The 21,604-nt window shown below is 42.1% G+C and carries 16 protein-coding genes and 2 tRNA genes; 7 read left to right on the top strand and 11 right to left on the bottom strand.

The annotated features are described in order from the left end of the window. Nucleotides 1–2: 2 nt before the first annotated feature. The 5 genes from EGM47_RS05805 to EGM47_RS05785 form a co-directional block, all read right to left on the bottom strand. The gene (locus EGM47_RS05805; protein WP_042247717.1) at nt 3–1,223 is read right to left on the bottom strand and encodes a TolC family protein; all 1,221 of its coding nucleotides are present in this window, start codon (nt 1,221–1,223) and stop codon (nt 3–5) included. Further along, nucleotides 1,220–4,972, bottom strand: a complete 3,753-nt coding sequence (locus EGM47_RS05800) for an efflux RND transporter permease subunit (RefSeq protein ID WP_124979851.1) — start codon at nt 4,970–4,972, stop codon at nt 1,220–1,222. The genes EGM47_RS05805 and EGM47_RS05800 overlap by 4 nt, the downstream gene beginning before the upstream one ends. Before the next feature lie 108 nt (nt 4,973–5,080). Beyond that, nucleotides 5,081–5,500: an HYC_CC_PP family protein gene (locus EGM47_RS05795; RefSeq protein ID WP_124979850.1), complete on the bottom strand. Its 420-nt coding sequence runs from the start codon at nt 5,498–5,500 to the stop codon at nt 5,081–5,083. A gap of 81 nt (nt 5,501–5,581) precedes the next feature. Further along, on the bottom strand, nt 5,582–6,835 hold the full coding sequence (locus tag EGM47_RS05790) for a site-specific integrase (RefSeq protein ID WP_124979849.1): 1,254 nt from the start codon (nt 6,833–6,835) through the stop codon (nt 5,582–5,584). 232 nt (nt 6,836–7,067) lie between these two features. Beyond that, nucleotides 7,068–7,141: transfer RNA gene (locus tag EGM47_RS05785), tRNA-Arg, on the bottom strand. A gap of 191 nt (nt 7,142–7,332) precedes the next feature. Here EGM47_RS05785 and EGM47_RS05780 point away from each other — a divergent pair. Then, entirely contained in the window at nt 7,333–7,854 is a 522-nt protein-coding gene (locus EGM47_RS05780; RefSeq protein WP_124979848.1) for an adenine phosphoribosyltransferase, read from the top strand. Between the two features lie 74 nt (nt 7,855–7,928). On the opposite strand, the gene EGM47_RS05775 is transcribed toward EGM47_RS05780, so the two are convergent. The 4 genes from EGM47_RS05775 to EGM47_RS05760 form a co-directional block, all read right to left on the bottom strand. Then, complete coding sequence (locus EGM47_RS05775; protein WP_124979847.1) at nt 7,929–8,771, bottom strand: M57 family metalloprotease; 843 nt, start codon at nt 8,769–8,771, stop codon at nt 7,929–7,931. Between the two features lie 616 nt (nt 8,772–9,387). Then, nucleotides 9,388–9,464: transfer RNA gene (locus tag EGM47_RS05770), tRNA-His, on the bottom strand. Nucleotides 9,465–9,617: 153 nt separating this feature from the next. Beyond that, a complete protein-coding gene (gene bshB1 / locus EGM47_RS05765) occupies nt 9,618–10,337 on the bottom strand; it encodes a bacillithiol biosynthesis deacetylase BshB1 (protein WP_124979846.1) in 720 nt (239 codons plus the stop codon). 3 nt (nt 10,338–10,340) lie between these two features. After that, complete coding sequence (locus tag EGM47_RS05760) at nt 10,341–11,495, bottom strand: trans-sulfuration enzyme family protein (protein ID WP_124979845.1); 1,155 nt, start codon at nt 11,493–11,495, stop codon at nt 10,341–10,343. A 121-nt stretch (nt 11,496–11,616) separates the two neighbouring features. On the opposite strand from EGM47_RS05760, the gene hutI reads away from it, so the two are divergent. Both hutI and EGM47_RS05750 read left to right on the top strand, forming a co-directional pair. Then, nucleotides 11,617–12,870, top strand: a complete 1,254-nt coding sequence (hutI, locus tag EGM47_RS05755; RefSeq protein WP_124979844.1) for an imidazolonepropionase — start codon at nt 11,617–11,619, stop codon at nt 12,868–12,870. Between the two features lies 1 nt (nt 12,871). Next, complete coding sequence (locus EGM47_RS05750) at nt 12,872–13,885, top strand: formimidoylglutamase (protein WP_124979843.1); 1,014 nt, start codon at nt 12,872–12,874, stop codon at nt 13,883–13,885. Between the two features lie 22 nt (nt 13,886–13,907). Here EGM47_RS05750 and EGM47_RS05745 read toward each other — a convergent pair whose 3' ends face one another. Continuing rightward, nucleotides 13,908–15,770, bottom strand: coding sequence for a cytochrome-c peroxidase (locus EGM47_RS05745; protein WP_206052125.1), 1,863 nt, complete (start codon nt 15,768–15,770; stop codon nt 13,908–13,910). After that, on the bottom strand, nt 15,745–17,211 hold the full coding sequence (locus tag EGM47_RS05740; protein ID WP_124979842.1) for a PhoX family protein: 1,467 nt from the start codon (nt 17,209–17,211) through the stop codon (nt 15,745–15,747). The genes EGM47_RS05745 and EGM47_RS05740 overlap by 26 nt, the downstream gene beginning before the upstream one ends. A gap of 258 nt (nt 17,212–17,469) precedes the next feature. On the opposite strand from EGM47_RS05740, the gene EGM47_RS05735 reads away from it, so the two are divergent. The 4 genes from EGM47_RS05735 (at nt 17,470) to EGM47_RS05720 (ending at nt 21,543) form a co-directional block, all read left to right on the top strand. Then, nucleotides 17,470–18,270, top strand: a complete 801-nt coding sequence (locus EGM47_RS05735; RefSeq protein WP_124979841.1) for an MBL fold metallo-hydrolase — start codon at nt 17,470–17,472, stop codon at nt 18,268–18,270. Nucleotides 18,271–18,662: 392 nt separating this feature from the next. Next, entirely contained in the window at nt 18,663–19,367 is a 705-nt protein-coding gene (locus EGM47_RS05730) for a DUF547 domain-containing protein (RefSeq protein WP_124979840.1), read from the top strand. 15 nt (nt 19,368–19,382) lie between these two features. After that, nucleotides 19,383–20,264 (top strand): hypothetical protein, encoded by an 882-nt coding sequence (locus EGM47_RS05725; RefSeq protein ID WP_124979839.1) that lies wholly within the window; start codon nt 19,383–19,385, stop codon nt 20,262–20,264. Beyond that, entirely contained in the window at nt 20,227–21,543 is a 1,317-nt protein-coding gene (locus tag EGM47_RS05720; protein ID WP_240642302.1) for a POTRA domain-containing protein, read from the top strand. The genes EGM47_RS05725 and EGM47_RS05720 overlap by 38 nt, the downstream gene beginning before the upstream one ends. Nucleotides 21,544–21,604: the final 61 nt, after the last annotated feature.

The raw sequence follows: 21,604 nt of genomic DNA, 5'->3' as shown, positions 1-21,604 counted from the left end.
TATTATTTATTGATTAAATAGTTAATAATGGCCGATTGTACATAGTACCCTTTTACCGACTCGATTTGGTTCATTTGAAACTTCAACTGCAATTCCTGAATGTCCAGCACATCGTTAAAATCGATAGTGCCAGTCTCATAATTTTTTACCAGAATTTCTTCAGCATCTTGGGCTTGTTTTAGGTTACGAACTTGTGTGTTGTAAGCGATGCGAGCTTGGTTGCGTTGTGATTGCGCTTTCGCGAAAGCGGATTCCAGCACATTCAATCGCTGTTCCCGTTGGGTTTCTATTTCTTGCTGTCGCAGTTCATTTTGTTTTGAAATGGATTTATAACGGTTGTTGAAAATGGGAATGGAAACCGAAACCATAGGCATCAAAACATCTTTCCCATTATCGATGAAGTTGACATCGCTACGTTCTGTAACGGGCAAGTAGTCCACACCAAAACCAATCAAAGGCAAACTCTCACGCTGGTTGAGCAGTTCAGATTGTGCTACCGATTCATAGAGTTTGTCATATTTGAGCAGTTCAGGATTGACTAATAGCTTTTCATTATTATAAAATGGGTCTTCCTGCGGAATTTCCATTTCTGGAACAACGATAACCGTCATTATTGCATCACGGTTGAGCAAGTTGTTGAAAGCTATTTGTTCTGCTGTAAATTCTTCTTCCAGCACTTCCTTTTGTTGCTGTAATTCATTTTGTCTAATCTGAAGTCGCAACACATCTACGGCACTCGCTTTGCCTACTTCTACAGATGTGAGTGCAAGTCGCTCATAGGTTTCCAGTAGCTGTATGTTTTCATCCAGCACAGCTTGCTTGGCTCTAATGGCATACAAGCGGTAATAGGATTGTGCAACCGAAAGTGCGAGCTTGCGCTTTGCAATCGTGATGTCCACATATTCCGCATCTGCCATTGCGGTAGCGTAATTCTCACGAGCGGTAATGGTGCCAAACCACGGCAACATTTGCTTGACACCTATTCGTGCACGTTGTGCGCCCACTCTGGTTTCTGGCTCGCTCACAAAATAGCCGGCGCTTACCTCGGTATTGGGAATCCAGTTGGCTTCGTTTACCTTTTCTTCGGCGATGTCGTAGCGCAATTCAAAGGCTTGAATTTCTGGATTATTAGCTTCAGCTTCCTGAATGTAGGATTGTAATTGTTGCGCTTTCGCGAAAGCAGAAACAAACAAGAACACCAGAATATATTTTAATTTCTTCATTTGTTTGCTCTTTTAAGTTGGAATTCCTTTTTCCAGCTGTATAAGACTGGCAGTAGGAAGTAGGACGTAACATCGATTATCATTCCGCCAAAAATGGGAATTGCCATCGGTATCATTATATCGCTTCCCTTTCCTGTAGATGTGAGTACTGGTAGTAGTGCCAAAACTGTTGTTACGGTTGTCATCAAACACGGACGAATGCGTTTTCCAGCCGCTTCCAAAGTGGCGAGACGAATGCCTTTTTTATTGTTTGGTTCGTTGCTTTTGAAAGATTGGTCTAAGTAGGTGGCCATTACCACGCCATCATCCGTTGCGATACCGAAAAGGGCAATAAAACCTACCCAAACGGCCACACTTAAATTGATGGTTTTCATATTGAACAAATCCCGTAGGTTCTCGCCAAAAAAGCTGAAGTTGAAAAACCAATCTTGCCCATACAACCAAATCATAATGAAACCACCTGCAAAGGCTACGGCAATGGCGGTAAACACCATAAGCGATGTAGAAACCGACCTAAACTGGAAATACAAAATCAAGAAAATAACCAGTAAACAAAGTGGTACGACAACCGATAAGGTTTTTTCTGCTCGCAACTGATTTTCATAAGTTCCCGTAAAGCGATAGCTCACACCTTGGGGTACGACCAGCGTACCGTTGTCTATGTTATCTTGGATTAAGGCTTGAGCATTTTCCACCACATCTACTTCGGCAAAGCCATTGAGTTTATCAAACAGCACGTAGCCGATTAGAAAAGTATCTTCACTTTTAATGACTTGTGGACCTTGTTCGTATCGTATCTCGACCAGTTCGCCCAGCGGTACAGGGCTGCCTTTTTCAACAGGAACATAGATGTTTTTAAGGTCGTCTGGGTTTGCCCGTAACTCTCGTGGATAGCGAACCCGCACGGCATAACGCTCACGACCTTCCACGGTCTGAGTTAATGGCATACCGCCCACGGCCACTTGAAGGATTTCCTGAACATCCAAAATGGAAATGCCATATCGAGCCAATTGGTCTCGCTTAATATCGATGAGCAAGTAGGGTTTGCCCACGATACGGTCTGCAAAAACAGCTTGTTCCTTAACGCCTTCGGCTTGTTTTAGAATGTCTTCCAGTTCCAGACCGAAGTTTTCTATGGACTTTAAATCGGGACCTTTTACCTTGATGCCCATAGGTGCTCGCATTCCCGTTTGTAGCATAACCAATCGTGTTTCGATGGGTTGCAACTTGGGTGCAGATGTCACGCCTGGTAATTTGGTTACTCGAACTATCTCGTTCCAAATATCATCTGGACTTTCGATTTCTGGTCGCCAGTTGCGGTAGTATTCGCCATCGTCATCTTCAATCAAATCTTCGCGTGTAGCGTTAGTCTTGAGCGATGCTTCATCATAGTTGACATCTTCATCTATTTCATTGTTCGGATTGATAATGAATTTATCGTTTTTCAGTACAAATAATCCATCGTCATTGACTTTATAACGTTGTCGCTCGCCAGAACTATTCCGCATATATTCAGACTTGTATTGAATGACGTTTTCGTACATCGAGAGTGGTGCTGGGTCGAGTGCGCTTTCCGTTCGTCCTGCTTTTCCTACTACGGTTTCAATTTCAGGGATGCTCGCCACCGCCATATCGAGCTGTTGCAACACACGCTTGTTTTCTTCCACACCAGCGTGTGGTAAGGATGTAGGCATCAGCAGGAAAGAGCCTTCATTCAGCGCTGGCATAAACTCTTTGCCCGTATTTCGCATAATAATGATACCCAAAGTGAGCACCGTAGCCGGAACGATTAAGAATAGATATCGGTTCTGAAGTGCCCATCGCAAAATACGCTCATAGTATATCCTGAAAATCGAGAACACACCAAGCAGTCCAAAACAGATAATGGAAACAAATAACAAGTTCATCACAATACTTCGGTCAAAGCCTAACGGTCGCCAGTAGGTAGCGAGCAAGAATACGATGGCAACCGATGAAATGATGATGTCCAGAAGGTTTTTACGCTTTCGCGAAAGCTTACCACGCATCTTTAAAAATGATGTGATAGCAAAGGCGATAAGAATTAGTCCTAACCAATAACCGTAAACAATGGCGATAATTCCCAATAAAACAAGCAAGCCATTAATGGCATACTGTGTACGTTCTCGCACACTCGTCTTGCGAAACAGGAATGCCGCGATGGGTGGAATGAGAAATAACGCAATGATGAGTGATGCCGTGAGTGCCATTGTTTTGGTAAAAGCAAGTGGCCGGAACAGTTTTCCTTCGGCACCTATCATCGTAAATACGGGCAGGAAACTGATAATGGTCGTCAGGACAGCTGTTAGGATAGCACCAGAAACTTCGGCAGTTGCGTTGTAGATGATTTCGTTTGTGGTGTATTCCTTACCGTTTTCATTAAGGCGCAGCTTTTCATCTTCCAAGTGCCGAATCATATTTTCGGCGAGTATCACGCCCACGTCCACCATTGTACCGATGGCAATGGCGATACCTGACAAGGCGACGATGTTTGCATCTACATTAAAGAGCTTCATCGTGATAAAAACCATCAAAACAGCTACGGGCAATAAGCCAGAAATTAGGATGGATGCACGTAGGTTGAAAACCATTATGATAATGACCAAAATGGTAATCAAGATTTCCAAAGTCAGGGCTTCGTTTAGCGTGTCCAGCGTTTCTTGAATGAGTTCGGTACGGTCGTAAAACGGCACGATAGCTACTTGCGAAGTGCGCCCATCTTTCAAGGTTTTTGTGGGAAGTCCAGAGCTTATTTCGGCGATTTGAGCCTTGACATTATTGATGACTTCCAGCGGATTTGCACCGTAGCGAGCGACTACGACACCACCTACGACTTCGGCCCCTTCCTTATCGAGAATACCACGTCTGGTAGCAGGCCCCAAATGGACGTTAGCCACATCTTTTATGCGGATGGAAGTGAAATTTTCAGAATCTACAACTGCATTTTCAATATCTGCTATGGACTTCACGTAACCCAATCCGCGCACGAGATATTCCGCTTGATTGATTTCGAGTGTTTGTGCGCCTATATCTTGATTGCTCTGCTTTACAGCTTTGACTACATCGCCCATACTCACGTTGTACTGGCGCATTTTTTCTGGGTCGATATCCACTTGGTATTCCTGAACATAGCCACCAATGGAAGCTACTTCAGAAACACCACTTGCCGATGACAATCCATATTTCACATAGTAATCCTGTATGCTACGCAATTCCTGTAAATCCCATCCGCCAGTTACGTTGCCGTCTTTATCGCGACCTTCCAGCGTGTACCAAAATATCTGTCCGAGGCCTGTGGCATCTGGCCCAAGTGATGGATTGACACCATCAGGCAAAAGGTTTGTAGGAAGCGAGTTCAATTTTTCAAGAATACGACTGCGTGACCAGTAGAACTCAATGTCTTCTTCAAAAATGATGTAGATACTTGAAAACCCAAACATAGACGAACTACGGATGGTTTTCACACCTGGAATACCAAGAAGGGAAGTGGTAAGCGGATATGTGATTTGGTCTTCAATATCCTGTGGCGAACGCCCTTGCCACTTGGTAAAAACAATCTGCTGGTTCTCGCCAATGTCAGGTATGGCATCTACGGCAACTGGGTCTGTGGGCAAAAAGCCAGTTTCCCAATTAAAAGGTGCATTGACCACGCCCCAACCCACAAATAGGGCGAGTAGTAGAACGGCAACAAGTTTGTTTTCTATGAGAAATTTAATGCTCTTATTCAGCATACCATTTGATTATTAGAGTTTTGGAAATACGTGTGGCAGAAAATGGCAAACACGAGTTTTAGCCCACTACAGCGTAGCTGTTGGGCATTATTCAAAAAATCTAATACATCAAATTAAGAAAGTCTGGTGCAGCACTTGCACATCCCGTTTGACAAAGGGTCGCGGGTAATCTTCAAAAGGAACTTCTTCAGATTCGGTTCCTTCAAATAAATTTATATAAGAGTATGTAAATGCAGCGATGAACGTTTGCTGCTCGAAAGTCAACTTAGTAAAGTCTTGCTTTAAATTATCCTGTCCTTCAATAATTAATTGCTCATCCGAGCAACAGGAATTTTTGGTAAGCATCGGATTTTCACAACCTATACTTGACTGCTCTTTTTCCATTCCACAGGTTTCTGCTGATTGGAAAAATGAAAAATCTACAAGAGAATCCCCACAATAATGCATATCAACAGTAAATGACATCGTGGTAAAAAGTACCACGACTGCCATTAAGATAGCCATCGATTTGTGGAGGAATTTCTTCATTAAGTTCAAAAGTAATAAAATTTGATATAATTTGTTGTACTTTCTTATTTAGAATGCTTCTTGAAAGTATAAATTTGGTTATTAATCTGCTTTTTTAATGCGTTCATTTTTATTCTTCAACAACTTGTTTTTCAAGATATCCATATCATTACTAACCTTGTGTTCAAGTACTCGAGCATAAATCTGAGTTGTTGCAATTTTACTGTGACCTAAGAGCTTGGAAACTGTCTCAATTGGCACACCGTTGGAAAGTGTAATGGTAGTCGCAAACGTGTGACGCGCCATATGAAAGGTGAGATTTTTTTTAATTCCAACAAAATGCGCTACTTCTTTTAGGTACACATTGAGCTTCTCGTTAGTGATTACCGGCAAAAGTGTTCCCGTTATTTCTGTCATAGGATGTCTCTCATATTTTGAAATGATTTCTTCGGCTTTTCCAAGTAAGGGGACTTTTACAGCAGATTTGGTTTTTTGACGTTTGGTATATATCCAGTTTCCTCCATCCATACCAAGCACTAAATTTTCTTCAGTCAAGTTCATTATGTCCACATAGCTGATACCGGTGTAACAGCTGAATACAAATAGGTCACGTACTCTTTCTAAGCGCTCAATAGAAAACTCAAAGGTTTCCATATTTGAAAGCTCATTTTCAGAAAGGAACTCACGTTGCTTTTTCTCGTAAACTGGTTTCCATCTTACAAATGGGTCACGTGGAATCCATTCCATATGATAGGCAAGTGTTACCATTTTGCGCAAGCGCTGGATATGCTTCATTATGGTATTTTGACTTAATGCCTTAGGATGTCCAACTGGCAAGTAATTGGCCAGGTAATTTTCAAAGTCACACAGGAATTTATAATCGAGCTCTTTTAAATAAATATCTGTTGTTTTCTTCACTTTGTTTAGAAACTTGTTGAGGTAGTTTTCTGTCACTCCAAAGTTTCGTATTGTTCCCTTGGCTAACGTGTTTTCAATTTTCTTACTGTGATAAGCGATAAGGTTTCGAAGTGATTTAGATTGCTCGTTCTCGCCTGTGTAGTGTGCTTTTATGAGCTTAGCCGTTATCAACTTTTCTTGAAACTTCAAGTCTTGGTATATCTGGAAGAGCGTGGTATAAGTCTGGTCGATGTATTGATTGAGTTGACGTGCTTCTGCAGAGGTGCCTTTACTTCGGTTTTTCTTTGGGTCCCAAAGTTTTACCGGCACTCGTCTTTTCAGACTAATGTTAGCTCGTTTTTGGTTTACCGTGATTCTGGCATAAACCAGAGCTTCGCCATTTGTGGCATTCTTTTGGTCTGCCCAAAAGAGAATTGAGAATGTGTTTGTTGACCGCATAGTTGTCGTCTATAGATTATACAAATCGTCTTGACGAATGTCAAATCAACTATAGCAAGCGTTTCAAAGCTTTTCGTGAAAGTGTCAGTTCAACTGACACTTTGAAAATTAACTAACGATTAGCTACCATATAAAAGCAAATCGTTTCATTAAAAATGTTGGTCTAAAAACCAGAAAACCACGCAAATCATAGTGATTGCGTGGCTTTGTTGTCATTTTGTAATGACTAAAGTGACCTCGACAGGATTCAAACCTGTAACCTTCTGAGCCGTAATCAGATGCGCTATTCAGTTGCGCCACGAGGCCCTTTGAAAGAGGATAAATATCCTTTTTGCGGGTGCAAATATAGCTCTTTTTTAAACATAGGCAAATTAAAACCTTTATTTTGATCGTTTGATTGCTGGGGAAGTTTGGCTGGCTCTATTAATTGGACCGTGACCTTAAATATTTAACCTTAATCTCCAATAAGCTGGCGTTTGTGAGCTACCTTTAGCTGTATGAATGATCCATTTTTTACCCCCTATATCAGAGATGTAAAAGACTTCCCTCAACCTGGAATTCTATTTAAGGATATGTCTCCATTGCTGGCTTCCGCGAAAGCGAGAACTAAAATGCTCCAAGAACTGGCCCGACCTTTTGAAGACAAGTCAATAGATGTGGTTGTGGGGATTGAATCCAGAGGTTTTCTTTTTGGAATGATGCTCGCAGATCAACTTAACGCGAGATTTGTCATGCTGCGTAAACCGGGTAAATTGCCTGGGGAGACCATTTGCGAACCTTATCAACTGGAGTACGGGATGGATAGCCTGGAAATTATTGAAGATGCCATCGTCAGTGGTGATAAGGTACTCATCCACGATGATGTCCTGGCTACTGGAGGAACCGCAGCTGCTGCTTGCCGACTGGTAGAAAAGGCAGGAGGAGAAGTCCTGGGGCTTAATTTTGTTTTGGAGTTGGATTTCCTCAATGGGCGCAAGAAATTAAACGCTGAGCACTGCCATTCGGTGTTACATTACTAAGATTCAATCTTAAACAAGAAAAAAGTCCAACCCTTTCGGATTGGACTCTTAGCATTGATTGGGTTAGCTAGTTTCTAGTACATGTTCTGCAATGCAGTCACATCATTCCCATTGAACTCCCCACCAGTGCTGGCAGAAAAACAGGCATTCATCAAACTGGTAGAATCCCAACCGGTTGGGGTACCAGCAACGTGAACTGCACCGTCAAATCCTGCAGACTCACCAGTTTCTCCACAAGACTGACGAGAGAACCAGTCACTGTGACGGAATCCTATGGAGTGGCCAATCTCATGACAGATGACATGCTCGTTGACGTTGGTTGTGAAGTTTTCCAAATTGTAGATCTGTACCCATTTATGAGGACGACCACTGCTTGGAAATCCAGCAACACCACCAGAGCGGTTGGTACTGAAAGAAGTATCATATACTACCATATCTGCAGCACCTGTGTTGGTACCGAAGCTAAGATTGAACGTTAGAGAAACACCGCTTAGTCTGTTGTAGTTGTCAACAGCCCATCTCAACCCTGTTTGGGCTTTGCTGGACAATCCATACTGGTTGTTAGCATTGTAGCCCAGAATATCAATGGTTCTGTTGCTTCCGGTAACCAAGTTATTGGTGCGGTATTGCTTGGCTAATTGGTCCACCGTTTGTAGTGCATAGAAATCTTCTTCTGATAATGCAACATCATCTTGAAGGATCAATTTTTCTGAAGAAGTACCGTCAGGATAGAAAAATTCTTGAATCTGAACGTCAGAAGGCTTGTAACCGATTTTTTCGGCATGAGCCTGAGCCAACTCTAATTTTTTGCTTTGCTCTTCTACAGGAGCGATTTCTTGATCAGCCTCACAAGAGGTAAAAGTGATGGCTGCAATCGATAGTCCAAGTAAGGACAATTTGAAAAAAGACTTTTTCATGTTTAAGGGTGTTTAGGTTAATAAATTATTTGGTGATCTAAAACTAAAAGAAAATCAAGCGCTGTATCAGCTGAAAGATGTAGGTACAATTAAAATAATTAGCAAAATTTTGCAGGCTTTTTCAGAACAAATGCGAACTGTTTAGGAGTATTTAACATTTGGTTAAAGGTAATAAATCGATAAAAAGTAATAAAAACTCGTTGAAAAACAAGTATTACTGGTTTGAATCCTTAACCATTGGTTATGAAATTTCACTTTCTTACCCTACTTTTTTAGTAGGATAATGACAAATATGTCTTGATGGCGGAATTTTAGCCGGTTTACTGGTAAGTTAATTGCCAATTTCTGACCTAATCTATCAATATTTTAACATTTATACGATTGTGGTAAAAAAACTCGGTTTTTCCTTACTAAAAAAGTAGAGCCTTGACGGTATAGAATGTTTTTTAAGTCTGGGTGGTTCTACAAGCAGCGTTAATTTCTTTTGCTTTGTTGGGGTCAATAAATAAGCCCTGATTGAATAGGGCTTGCTGGGTGGAACATAAAGCGCATACTGAATCCCTAGCTACTTACGTGGATACTGAAAATAAAAAAGCCCTCAAAAAGAGGGCTTTAATGGGGTGGAAGACCGGTTTCGAACCGGCGACCTCCGGAACCACAATCCGGCGCTCTAACCAGCTGAGCTACAACCACCATATCAATGTGGGTTTTTTTAAGTGGATCCCAAGATCATCAACCACTCGCGTAAAGCGGACGCAAAGTTAATCCTTTTCTGAAAATCTGAAATAAAATCAGCAATTATTTTAGCCCACTGGATCTGAACTTTTGGGTCTATAATGATATAGGTTAAATCAGATCAAAAAGACTCGCTGCTGCTGGGTACCGCTGACTGATAAAGCCCTCGGCATGATCTGTGCCGATGATCCTACCTAAATTCGCACTGCGGTATTTAATACTGTCCAAGAAATTCTTGCTGCTGATAGGGGTATGCGGACTCTTATCATCGTCAGGATTATAAAATTGGGTTTTGTAGGCTTGAACGGCCGCCATCTTCCCTTCAATATGTCCTGAAATATCTACTACAAAATTAGGTTCCAAATCCAACCATTGTATATAATGGTACACTTGTTTAGGTCGCCAATGTTCTTGTAACTGTCCGTCAACTTCGGTTTCAATACGTTTGAGTCCCGAAAGAAAACAACTGACACTGGCCAGATCAGATCCTCTACCGTGATCAGGATGTCGATCATGGGGTGCATTGCACAATACGATTTCTGGGCGATATTTTCGGATCACCTTGATGATTTCCATTTGATGCGCCTCATCATTTACAAAAAAGCCGTCCTTAAAGGCGAGGTTTTCCCTAGCCGAAAGTTGCATGATTTCGGCAGCATCGGCAGCTTCCTGATCCCTGATTTCTGCACTTCCTCTGGAACCTAGTTCGCCCCGGGTTAGATCCAGCACCCCTGTTTTTCTACCCAGCGATTGTTCCTTTATCAATGTGCCCGCACAACTTAATTCTACATCGTCTGGATGGGCGCCTATGGCAAGAATATCCAATTTCATTTGTTACTTTTTTCGGCTTTTTTCCATGGCCTGTTCCAGGTCAGAAATTAATACATCTACTTCCTCAATACCTACAGAAAATCTCAATAGACGATCAGAGATACCTTGCTGTTCTCTTTCCTCGGGAGTAAGCAAACTATGAGAAGTAGTGCTGGGAGCAAGAATAGTACTTTCTACTCCAGCCAGACTCAGCGCTGGTTTGATCACTTCTAATTCTTCCAGAAAATCATCCTGCTGAATGTTATTCTTTAATACAAAAGACATCATTCCACCATAGCCATGCATTTGGCTTTTGGCCAACTGGTGCTGTGGATGTGATTTTAAGCCTGGGTAATTAACCTGCTCCACGTTGGGATGTTTTTCAAGAAATTTAGCGAGTTTTTTGGCGTTTTTAGATTGTGTTTTCACCCGCAATCCCAACGTCTTGATACTGCGTTCTAATAACCAAACTGTCTGGTCGCTCAAACTTCCACCGTAGTTTTTGGCAGTTTTCCAGATGTGGTCAATAGCATCTTGTCCTGCAGAAACAGTTCCCGCACAGATATCGCTGTGTCCGCCTAGATATTTTGTTGCACTGTGAATGATGATATCTATACCAAAAAGGGCGGGATTCTGGTTAATGGGCGAGGCAAAGGTATTATCAATGGCGCTGGTGAGTGAGTTCGCTTTCGCGAAAGCGGCCACTACTTCCATATCTGTGATCTCCAACAGGGGATTACTAGGGGTTTCTATATAAACCATTTTTGTGTTGTCCTGGAGACTGGCCTCAAGTGTTTCTTTTGTAATATGTTCCAACATACTGAATTCGATACCCAGATGCTCAAACTCGGCCGATGCAAAATGTGAAGTCCCTCCATAAATCGCCCGTTGCATGATGATATGGTCACCAGATTTTAAATAGGCCATAAAAACAGCACTGATTGCGGCCATACCGCTACCGAAAATCAATCCAGCTTCTGTGTGTTCTAGCGCTGCGATTTTTTTGGACAACGCCACTTGGTTGGGCGTATTAAAGTATCTGGGATAAAGGTTGGTACCTGGCCTGCGATAATCATAGGCCGTGGATGTGTACATAGGTGCAGTGGCACCTCCATAGAGGTCGTCTTCCAGCTGACCCGCATGAACACAGACATAATTAGGATGGCGTGGTTCTTTCATGGCATCGAATTTAAGCACTATAGCGCTCAAAAATGCCAACTTCCTCCAAAAAGTGATGATAGGGAGTCAATACTGGGTATCAGCCATCATATTATTAAGAAGCTTTGGTTATCTTCACCTCATGAGCACACTTTTTACCCATATCAAGGAATTATACCAGACCAGAACTGAAACACCAATGCCCCTGCGCGGTAAAGCGATGGATGAGTTGCCATCTATCAAAAACGCCTACTTGTGGGTGGAAGATGGATTGATCAAAGATTATGGTCCGATGACCGATTTTCAACCCCATGCTGCCGAAGAGGTCTATGATTGTAGCCATCAAATCATTTTACCGGGATACGTCGATTCCCATACGCACTTGGTGTTTGCCGCCACCCGTGAAAAAGAGTTTGAAGACCGTATACACGGACTGACTTATGAAGAAATAGCAGCGCGCGGTGGTGGGATTCTCAATAGTGCGACTGCTTTAAGAGCGATGGATGAAGATGAATTATTCGAGCAGGCACAAGAACGATTAGAACAGCTGATTGCCATGGGCACCACTGCGCTTGAAATCAAGAGCGGGTATGGGTTGGATACGGAGAGCGAACTCAAAATGTTGAGGGTTGCCTCGCGCTTACGCGAAAAGGGAACTACCAAAGGACATCGGATCCCCATTAAAACTACTTTTCTAGGGGCTCACGCTATTCCAAAAGCTTTTGAAACAGACAGAGAGGCGTACCTACAACAAATCATCCAGGAAATGATTCCCGCGATTGCTAAAGATCAGCTGGCAGATTATATCGATGTGTTTTGCGAAAAAAACTATTTCAGCGTCACGGAGATGTTAAGGATACTGGAAGCAGGAAGTGCTTACGGTATGAAAGCCAAGGTACATGTGAACCAATTCAACGCCATCGGAGCCATCGAGGCCGCCGTAAAAGCAGGCGCGGTGAGTGTAGATCATCTGGAGGTCATGTCTGAATCTGATTATCATAGCCTGGCAGGAAGCAATACCATTGCTACAGCTTTACCTAGCTGCTCTTTTTTCTTAGGCTTGGATTATGCTCCGGTCAAGCAGATGATGGAAAGGGATATTGCCGTCGCCCTAGCCAGTGATTTTAATCCAGGGAGTACACCTTCGGGCAACTTAAACTTTGTCTTCTCTCTAGCCTGTATTAAAATGGGATTGACGCCCCAGCAAGCTTTTAATGCATTAACCATTAATGCTGCACATGCTTTAGAAATGGGAGCAGAGTTAGGGAGTATCAGTAAAGGAAAACGAGCCAACCTCCTTATGCTGAATCAGCGAGAAAGCCTGGCCGCGATACCTTACCATTTCGGTCAATCCATTATTGACCGGGTGATGGTGGACGGAGTCTTTACCGATTGACATGATGAAGTATTTAAAGCCTTTTACTCAAAATGATCTCCAGCATGCTATTTCCAGGCGATATGATTTGACCCAGGAAGAGCAGCAGCCAGAAGATCAAGCCATCTGTTTTGCCCAGAAGATCCAAGTCCTGGAACAAATGGAACTAGAATCGATTGACGCAAGCTATGTGTTGATGGGGATACCTGAAGATATCGGAGTCAGGGCCAATATGGGGAGAGCTGGTGCAGCTCAAGCTTGGGAAGCCTTTTTAAAAACATTCCTTTCCTTACAGCACAGTCCCTTGAACGACGCTACTAGGTTTGCTATGCTGGGTCAAGTTGAAACGGCCGATTTAATGAAGCAAGCCGAATCTCTAGATGCTGCAATTCACAACCAGCGCATACAACTCAGCCACCTCACAGCCACGCTAGACCAACGGGTAAGCGAGGTGGTAAGCCAAATTGGGAAAACTGATAAAATTCCTGTGATCATTGGCGGCGGACATAACAATGCATATCCAATTATCAGAGCATTAGGTGATCAACGTCCCATTGATGTAATCAATATAGATGCACATACAGATTTGCGAGTTGGTTCAGGTCGGCACAGTGGGAATGGTTTTAGAAAAGCATTGGAAGAAGGCTATTTGCGTGCCTACTACATGCTGGGGATTCAAGAAGCCTATCTCAGCCAACCCATGATTCAATTGATAGAGGAAGAGGATCGGTTGGGTTACTCGGCTTACCAAATCAATTATCATCATCCCGAACAAATGGTAAAAGAGGCTCTGGAACACGTTGATTCCTCCTATTTTGGACTCGAAGTGGATATGGATGTGGTCGCTAACTTCCCTTCCAGTGCACAATCTCCTGTAGGTTATGATATCAATCAACTGCGTCAGGTCATCAAAACAATCATAGAGGAAGCCGATGAGCTGCCCAAATACATCCACATCTGTGAGGCAGCCCCAAAGTTTGGTTATCCTGGCCAGGTGGGAAAGGCACTGGCGATGCTGGTATCAGACCTTCCCTGAAACTTTTGAAATCATCTTCTATTTATAAAGCTTTTGGATTTATAGATGTATGAGAATTATACCTGGCGTCCGTGAGTGATTTCATAAAAGAGATAAGATCGGATTGTTCCTTTTCGGTCAAGTCCAGTGGATCAGGTGGTAAAGTTTGAAATTCCTGATCTGTAATACCGATGCCGTATCCTCCTCCAAGATTATAAAACTTCACTACCTCTTCCAAGGTTTGGTAGACGCCATTATGCATGTAAGGGGCGGTTAAGGCAATGTTCCTAATGCTAGGGGTCTTAAAAAAATGTTTTCTCGAACTAGTTTTGAATACAGTATAACGTCCTGGATCAGAGTCGATGATTGCATTTTCCCAATCGGCTTTTTCTGGAACACCTAAATGCTCGATTTCAGTATCCAGATAATCTGGTGGAACGGTCCCGTTAAATACTGGAGCAAAATGGCAGGTGGCGCATTTGGCCTTTCCCATGAATAAATTAAACCCGTTGATTTCGGCCTGGGTCAAATCGTCGATCTCTCCTCTGATACTCAAATCAAATCTAGAATCCCAGTCGGTCAGACTTCTCACATAATCGGCAATGGCTCTGCGTACACTACGCTCGTCTATCTTGCTTTTGTAGGAATTTGCAAAAGCCTGCACGTACTTTTGTTCATTGGCTATGGATCCTACAAACTGACGCAGATCTGAGTGGAATTCTTTTTCATTTTCAATAACACTTATAATCTGTCCTTCAAGGCTTCCAGATCTCTTGTCGTAAAAAAAACCGCGTTGGTAAGCCGCATAAGTCAAACCAGGACTATTTCTGTCAAGTCCTTTGGGTGTTTTTTTTCCATCCGAAAAAGCCAGATCTGCCACATGGCAACTCGCACAACTCATACTTCCGTCAGCGGACAGAGAAGTGTCGTTAAACAACATTCTGCCCAAATTCACTTGCTCTTTTTTTAGTTGGCCCACCTGATGGTCAGCAAAATAATCCGGTGAAAGGCTTTCTTTACCGAAGAGATGGGTAGCCTCATTGGACATGGCCAATTCTAAAGGGAATTGGATCTCCCAATCTGCGGCTGTCTCATTCCATATAGCCAACATTGGGTCTATATGTTGCTGTATAAATTCATAACGGTCAAAGCTGTCAAAATCAGTACTTTTTAAATCATTGACTGCGGCTGTAAATGCGCGACGCCAGCTATCTTTTAAGGCTGGATGCTGGAATTTATCTTCGTATAAAAAAAGGTAGTATTCTGCTTTCGCGAAAGCGAGCACCGCATCCTCCAAGCTGTTTTCCAAAACAGGACTGTCAAATCCAGTTACCCCAGTCGTTGCTGTACGCACTAATTGCTTACGTACCAACCAAAGTATATGGTAGGGCTTATAGTGGGATAAATCTGTGGTTATCTTGATCAATTCAAGTCTTGAGGCAATAAATTCAGCTGCGGAATGAATGCGCTCCAGATCGGGTTGATCAGCGTAAATCTCTTCTTCCAAGCTCTGGAAGCTTTTGGCCTCTCTGATTTTAATATCTGTCTGGTCTTCTTCCTCGACCTTAAGTATATTGGGTGCATTGAGGCTTGCATAATTATTGATATCATGGAATGACAATACAGGCTCCATTTCCTTGAATTTGGCCCTGGCCTGATGATAGAATGTTTGAAGAGTATCTAGGTCTTCCTCGCCTTTCATCTGTTCAATGATGGCTAGGCAAGCGTCGAGATCTTTTAAGTAGGTAGACTCCAGTTGGCCTATAGGATCGACCACATTGATCTCGCTATAATCTGCCCGATTCTCGCAGCTCAAGACCAAGCAAAGAAAACCTGCGACAAGGCAGGTTTTCTGTAGATAGTTGTTGAACCTGTCCATTTTAACGATCCAATCCAGAGATGACATAAATCATAGAACCTTCCTTGCTACTACTGGCGACATCATTTACCGCATTGGGATCAGAGAATGCGCTGCCATCTGCTGGTTCCCAACCGTGATTTTGGGTCAGTATTAAAAAGCTTTCATCAACACCGATCACGTCTGAGATGTCGATCATACCGGTAATTTCCCAGATACGGTTTTCAGTTCCAATTCCTGCTGCTGCCGCACTTAATTGATCGCATTCCAATACTACTTTTAACTCACCTGTATTGAGATTATATTGATAAAGTCTAGCGTAGTGATCCCTGGCTGGGTCATTAAAATAACCATTGGGATCCTCTTGGATATAGGCAAAATTTTCGGTGACCAGAATGTTATCTGGACTATGGAAACCCCAGGCCATTCCATTTTCATTGTCACCGTCCAATATACAAGTGATTTTGGCTGGCCCTGTCGGGTCGTTTTCATTGAGTTCGACTTTGTAGACACGCCCATATCTTGTGCCTTTGCCGATCAGACCAGGTGTGTCTCTACCAGTTACAGTGAGATAGATTTCTCTTTGCTGCGCAGCACTACCTCTTCTCCAGTCGATGTCTTCTAACCTGGAAAAGCCCATCACGCCTTTTTGTTTAGCTTCGGCATCCAAAAGGTCGATGTTGCGTTCATCCAATTGGACAAATTCAGCATCATAAGTCTGACCTTCCTGCATATTCATTTCAAAATCGATACCTGGACTCGAGACTTTTAGTCCGTAGAGTCTACCGTTGTAGAGGTCTCCTCTTTCTCCTACATACATACCTAATTGACCGCTAGGCACATCATTGTTGGAATGGTCATCCCCAATAAAAACTACGGTCTTATTACTGTACGCATCTTTACCGATGGGTACAGCATTTTCAGTACTCCATTGCCCCATAGCGGGTAGCATTTCTGGGAACATGCGTACGGAACTATGTTTGGTAACTTCGGTAGCAAATACACCTTTGGAAGCACCTCCCCATTCACCACCAGAAAGATAGAGTGGTCCAAAACCATGTTCTTCAGGAGTGATCAACGTACCGCTGCACTGGGCTGTTGAGCCTGTAGCTTGTTCGTTGAGGATGTATTCGCCAGCGATCGGCTTAAATGTTTTATCCAGCGTTATTCTTGCAATCGAGTAATCTGCCTCAATATTATTGATCAAGGTATAATTATCCTGATCAGGGTTGTATAGTAACCCGGCACCATCAGCCATGGACCCATATACAAACTCAGGCGTGTCTTGAAGTCTGTCCTCACTAGATAATAATGGCATTACCTGAACATCAGCAAATGCAGGTGTAGTTTTCAGGAAGTTAGGCGTTGAAGAATACGTACGGAGCTGGATGCTCGAGGACTGTGGGTTGCTTACCGTACCTTCATCCTCATTGCACGAGACCAGTGTCATCAAAATGACCGCTGGCAAGAGTAGAGATTTTACTTTCATAGTTTGATTTGTTTAGTGGTCCAAAATTAGAATGGCACTTCCCAAATCATGCTATGCAGATAACAACACTTATTTACCAAATGGTTAGCTTAAGGTCTATATTGGTTTAGTGAAAAGTTATGTGTTTAAACTTAATGTTATGCATTGCATATTAAATACTTGAGGCACAGGAATCAATTATGGATCGACAACATTTTAATTTTATTTTGGTAATAAATAAAATGCACAGACTTACTTTTAAAATTATAAACCAATATCATGAAAAAACAATTTATCCTATTAGTACTCATGGCTGGGGTCCTATTTTCCTGTAAAGACAAGGAATCTGATCAAACCATGGAAACCAAAGTTGAGGTAGAAGAAGAAACCACCGAGGTTGAAATGCCAAACATTACTATCACACCTATTTCCCACGCGACTTTTGTCATGGATTGGGACGGTCAGATCATCTATGTAGATCCAGTAGGTGGTGCAACTGCTTTTGAAGGTATGCCTGAGCCAGAAGTAATTTTGGTAACTGATATTCATGGGGATCACATGAATAAGGAAACTCTTCAAGCCTTAAAAAATGAATCTAATTTTCTTTTTGCGCCAGAAGCGGTTACTTCCCAACTGCCGGATGAGTTGAAGCCCACGGTGACTGTCGCCAATGGAGAAACCGCGACAAGAGAAAGTTTAAAGATTACAGCCATTCCCATGTATAATATCACAGAAGGCCGCCTACAATTTCATGAAAAGGGTAGAGGCAATGGATATGTCTTAGAAAAAGATGGTTACCGCATATATATTTCAGGGGATACAGAGCACATTCCAGAAATGAATGATCTGAAAAACATAAATAAGGCCTTCCTTTGTATGAATTTACCGTATACTATGGACATCGATCAGGCGACCAATGCGGTATTGAGTTTTACACCAGATGAAGTGATTCCTTACCATTACAGAGGGCAGGATGGATTCCAGGACGTTGAGAAATTCAAGGAAATGGTCAATGGTGTTAACCAAAATATCGAAGTGACATTGATGGATTGGTATCCAGAAAAGAAATCAGATTCCTAAACCACACCTCGGTAAAATTTCTATTACGGCCTTCAGGCACCATTAAGAATTGACGATACCTCGCTTTTTAAAGAGGATAGACGCAAATTCTTCATTGTGTTTGAAGGCTTTTTTTCGCTTGAAGCGAAAATCTACCATTCATACTTGATGTATATGACCATCTTTTTAACGACGAAAAACAGGTTGGGTGAAATAAACATCAAGCCAAGGATACCCAAGAAGCTTAAGAGAATAATTTGTCCAACTTGCCATTATATTATGGTCCCGTCTTTGTAGTATATATCAAAAGTCGGTCTCTCCGTGACATCTCTGTGATTAAAAGTGATGAATTGTTGAGAAATGTGGAGCGCTAAAACAGCATAGTATGACCTACTTTTGGCAAAAGCCTTACCATGAAAAAGTACCTTTTTATCCTTCTTTTTTTGAGCAGCCTTCCTTGGAGTTATGCGCAAAGCACAGCCGATTTCTATAAAGCTTGGGATGCATTTCTTCAACAACACGTTAATGATGGATTAGTGGATTATGCAGCAGTGGCAAAAAATCCGCAGGTATTAAATGAGATTGTAGATCATGTGAAAGAATTGAACGTATCCATCGATCAGCCAGCCGATTATCAGGCGTTTTGGATCAATGCCTACAATCTTTTGGTGATCAAATCTCTGGTAGATGCTTATCCGATAGCTTCTCCATTGGATAAAAAAGGTTTTTTTGACCAAACCAAACATCAGGTAGGAGGTAAGCAAATAACACTCAATGATATTGAAAACAAACTGTTACGGGCCCAATTTAACGATCCAAGACATCACTTTGTTTTGGTATGCGGTGCATTAGGTTGTCCGCCGTTGATTGATCGAGCTTATACACCAAGTATGCTGGAAAAGCAACTGGACCAGCAAACCGAGTTGGCCATCAATGATGAGCAGTTTATCCGCCCGGGAAAAAAACTGATGGTATCTCAAATATTCGAGTGGTATGCAACCGACTTTGAAAAAGAAGGTGGAATTCTGGCTTTTATCAATACTTATCATCAAAAAGGTTTTCCAGAAAATACCAAGATCAAATTTTATCCGTACAACTGGAAAATTAATCAACAATAAACCAACCCCATCTTTATGAAACCTATTCAAGCCTTTTTGGCCTTATACTTTACTGTCTTCTGTGTTTTTTTTGTCAATGCTCAAGATGCTGATCCTCAGGATGAAGGTTCTGTTATTCAAAACTTAACACCCTCTAAACTCATTGGGAAAGGCCAATTTGATATCAAGTGGTTCAATAATTTGTATACCCAAACTGAAAGCACCTTTTCCGAAGGGACAGAACCTCGTCAAAGCTTCTTCACCTCAACCCTGGAAGCTTATACCGGAGTGGGCAACAACAAAAGATGGAACCTAGGTTTGATTTTGGAAGTCCGAAGTAATGTGGTGAATGATGCTCCAGCGCTTGACGTCCTGCAATTTAAGAATCAAGAAAACAGGAGTGCAGCGGGTATCACAGCCTTTGCACCTTCGGTAAAATTCGTCCCTTTTTCTGGAATCAACAATTTCTCCGTTCAGAGTTCGCTCTTTATTCCATTAGTGAGCGAGGAAGTTCAAGATGGTGTCTTTTTTGCCCAACAAAGTTATCGTTTACAAAACCGCTTCTTTTACGATTATACCTTTCCGAGTAAGACCTGGCAGATCTTTGCAGAGCTGAACACAGAATTCAGTCTGGGCAATGAAGAAGATAGTTTTGCCAATAATAGTCTTAATCTTATACCTGGCGTGTTTTTGAGTTATTTTCCAAGTTCAAAGTTCACCATTTTGGCTTTGGCCCAACATGCCCAACGTCTGGATTTGGGAAATGATTTTGCACAAGACTTTACAGCCTTGGGAACAGGTGTGAAGTATCAACTCACTGACGAATTAAACCTGGAAGCCTTGTATACCAATTTTGTACGTGGTAATAATACTGGGCTAGGTGAAACTTTTAATCTGGGGTTGCGTATTGTTCTATAAGAAAATATTAATTAAGGGTTGTTTGAAAGCACTTGTCACTGGATTATTCCTAGGGGCAGGTGTTTTCTGCTATGCGCAAACCATTATTGAGATAGAGGTTCAAGAGAACAAAAAGACCAAAACTAGCTTTATCAAGTCACTTCTGGAGACCCGAACTGGACAACCATTAGACAGTCTTCAACTGGAGCGAGATGTACAACGATTAAGGCGGGAGCCTGGGGTAAGTCACGCTTATTTTCAAGTGCATGAATTAGAAGACCCAGCTTACTGTAAAGTGGTTTTTGGGGTACAAGAAAATTGGACTATTATCCCATTTTTCAATTTTTATACCACCAATGAGGACGAGCTGGCTTATCGGTTAGGCATCAACGAGTTCAATGCCCTTGGAAGAGGTATAGGCATCGGACTCTTTTACCAAAATGACATTTTTGATTCCTATGGCTTGGATTTTAGAGCGCCATATCTATTCAATAAACACTGGGGTGTATCCCTAAGTGCGCATTCCCTTACCACCCAAGAACCTGTATTTTTTGACAACAATGTGGCCCAATATCGTTATAACAATACTTCCTTTTCTGCTGGGATAATGTATCAATATAACCTGGCCCATCGCGCGGAGGTAGGTTTTAGTCTTTTTTCTGAAGATTACTCTTATATCTCTGGTGCGGTGGCAGATCAGGTTCCACAACAATTGAAAGTGGATAAATTTCTGGTCAAATTGATTTACGATTATAATAACATTAAATATTATTTTCAATACTTAAATGGTTTCAGAAGCTTGTTTAATCTGCAATACGTAGAAAGTCAGGATCAGAGTCTACCCAGTTTTACCATTTGGCGTAATGATTTCTTTTATTTTCAGCGTGTGGGTAAACGAGGTAATTGGGCCAATAGGCTACGTATTGGTTTTAGTTCCAATGACGACTCTCCTTTTGCTCCCTTTGCTGTGGACAATAACTTAAATATAAGAGGCGTAGGGAATACCATTGACAGAGGTACAGCAGCCATTGTTTTGAACACAGAATACCGACATACTTTCGTGGACAAAGATTGGTTTGTTTTCCAGGGCAATTTTTTTGTGGATGCAGGGAGTTGGCGCAATCCAGGTGGTCCTCTTTCGGATTTTGGAGATCAACAAAACTTACGAATTTACCCGGGTATTGGGATGCGCTTTATCCATAAACGTATATTTAATACCGTGTTGAGAATTGACTACGGAGTAGGGGTGACCCCAGGTGCTACCAGAGGTTTCGTTTTTGGGATCGGGCAATATTTCTGAAAGATGAATGAATGATTCGCTTTCGCGAAAGCGAATTTTCAACACTGATGATGTAACCGAG

Origin of the sequence: Nonlabens xiamenensis (assembly GCF_003865345.1) — a bacterium.
Taxonomy (GTDB): Bacteria; Bacteroidota; Bacteroidia; order Flavobacteriales; family Flavobacteriaceae; genus Nonlabens; species Nonlabens xiamenensis.
Note: the sequence above shows the minus strand (reverse complement) of the source record. Positions and strands in the feature narration are given on the sequence as shown.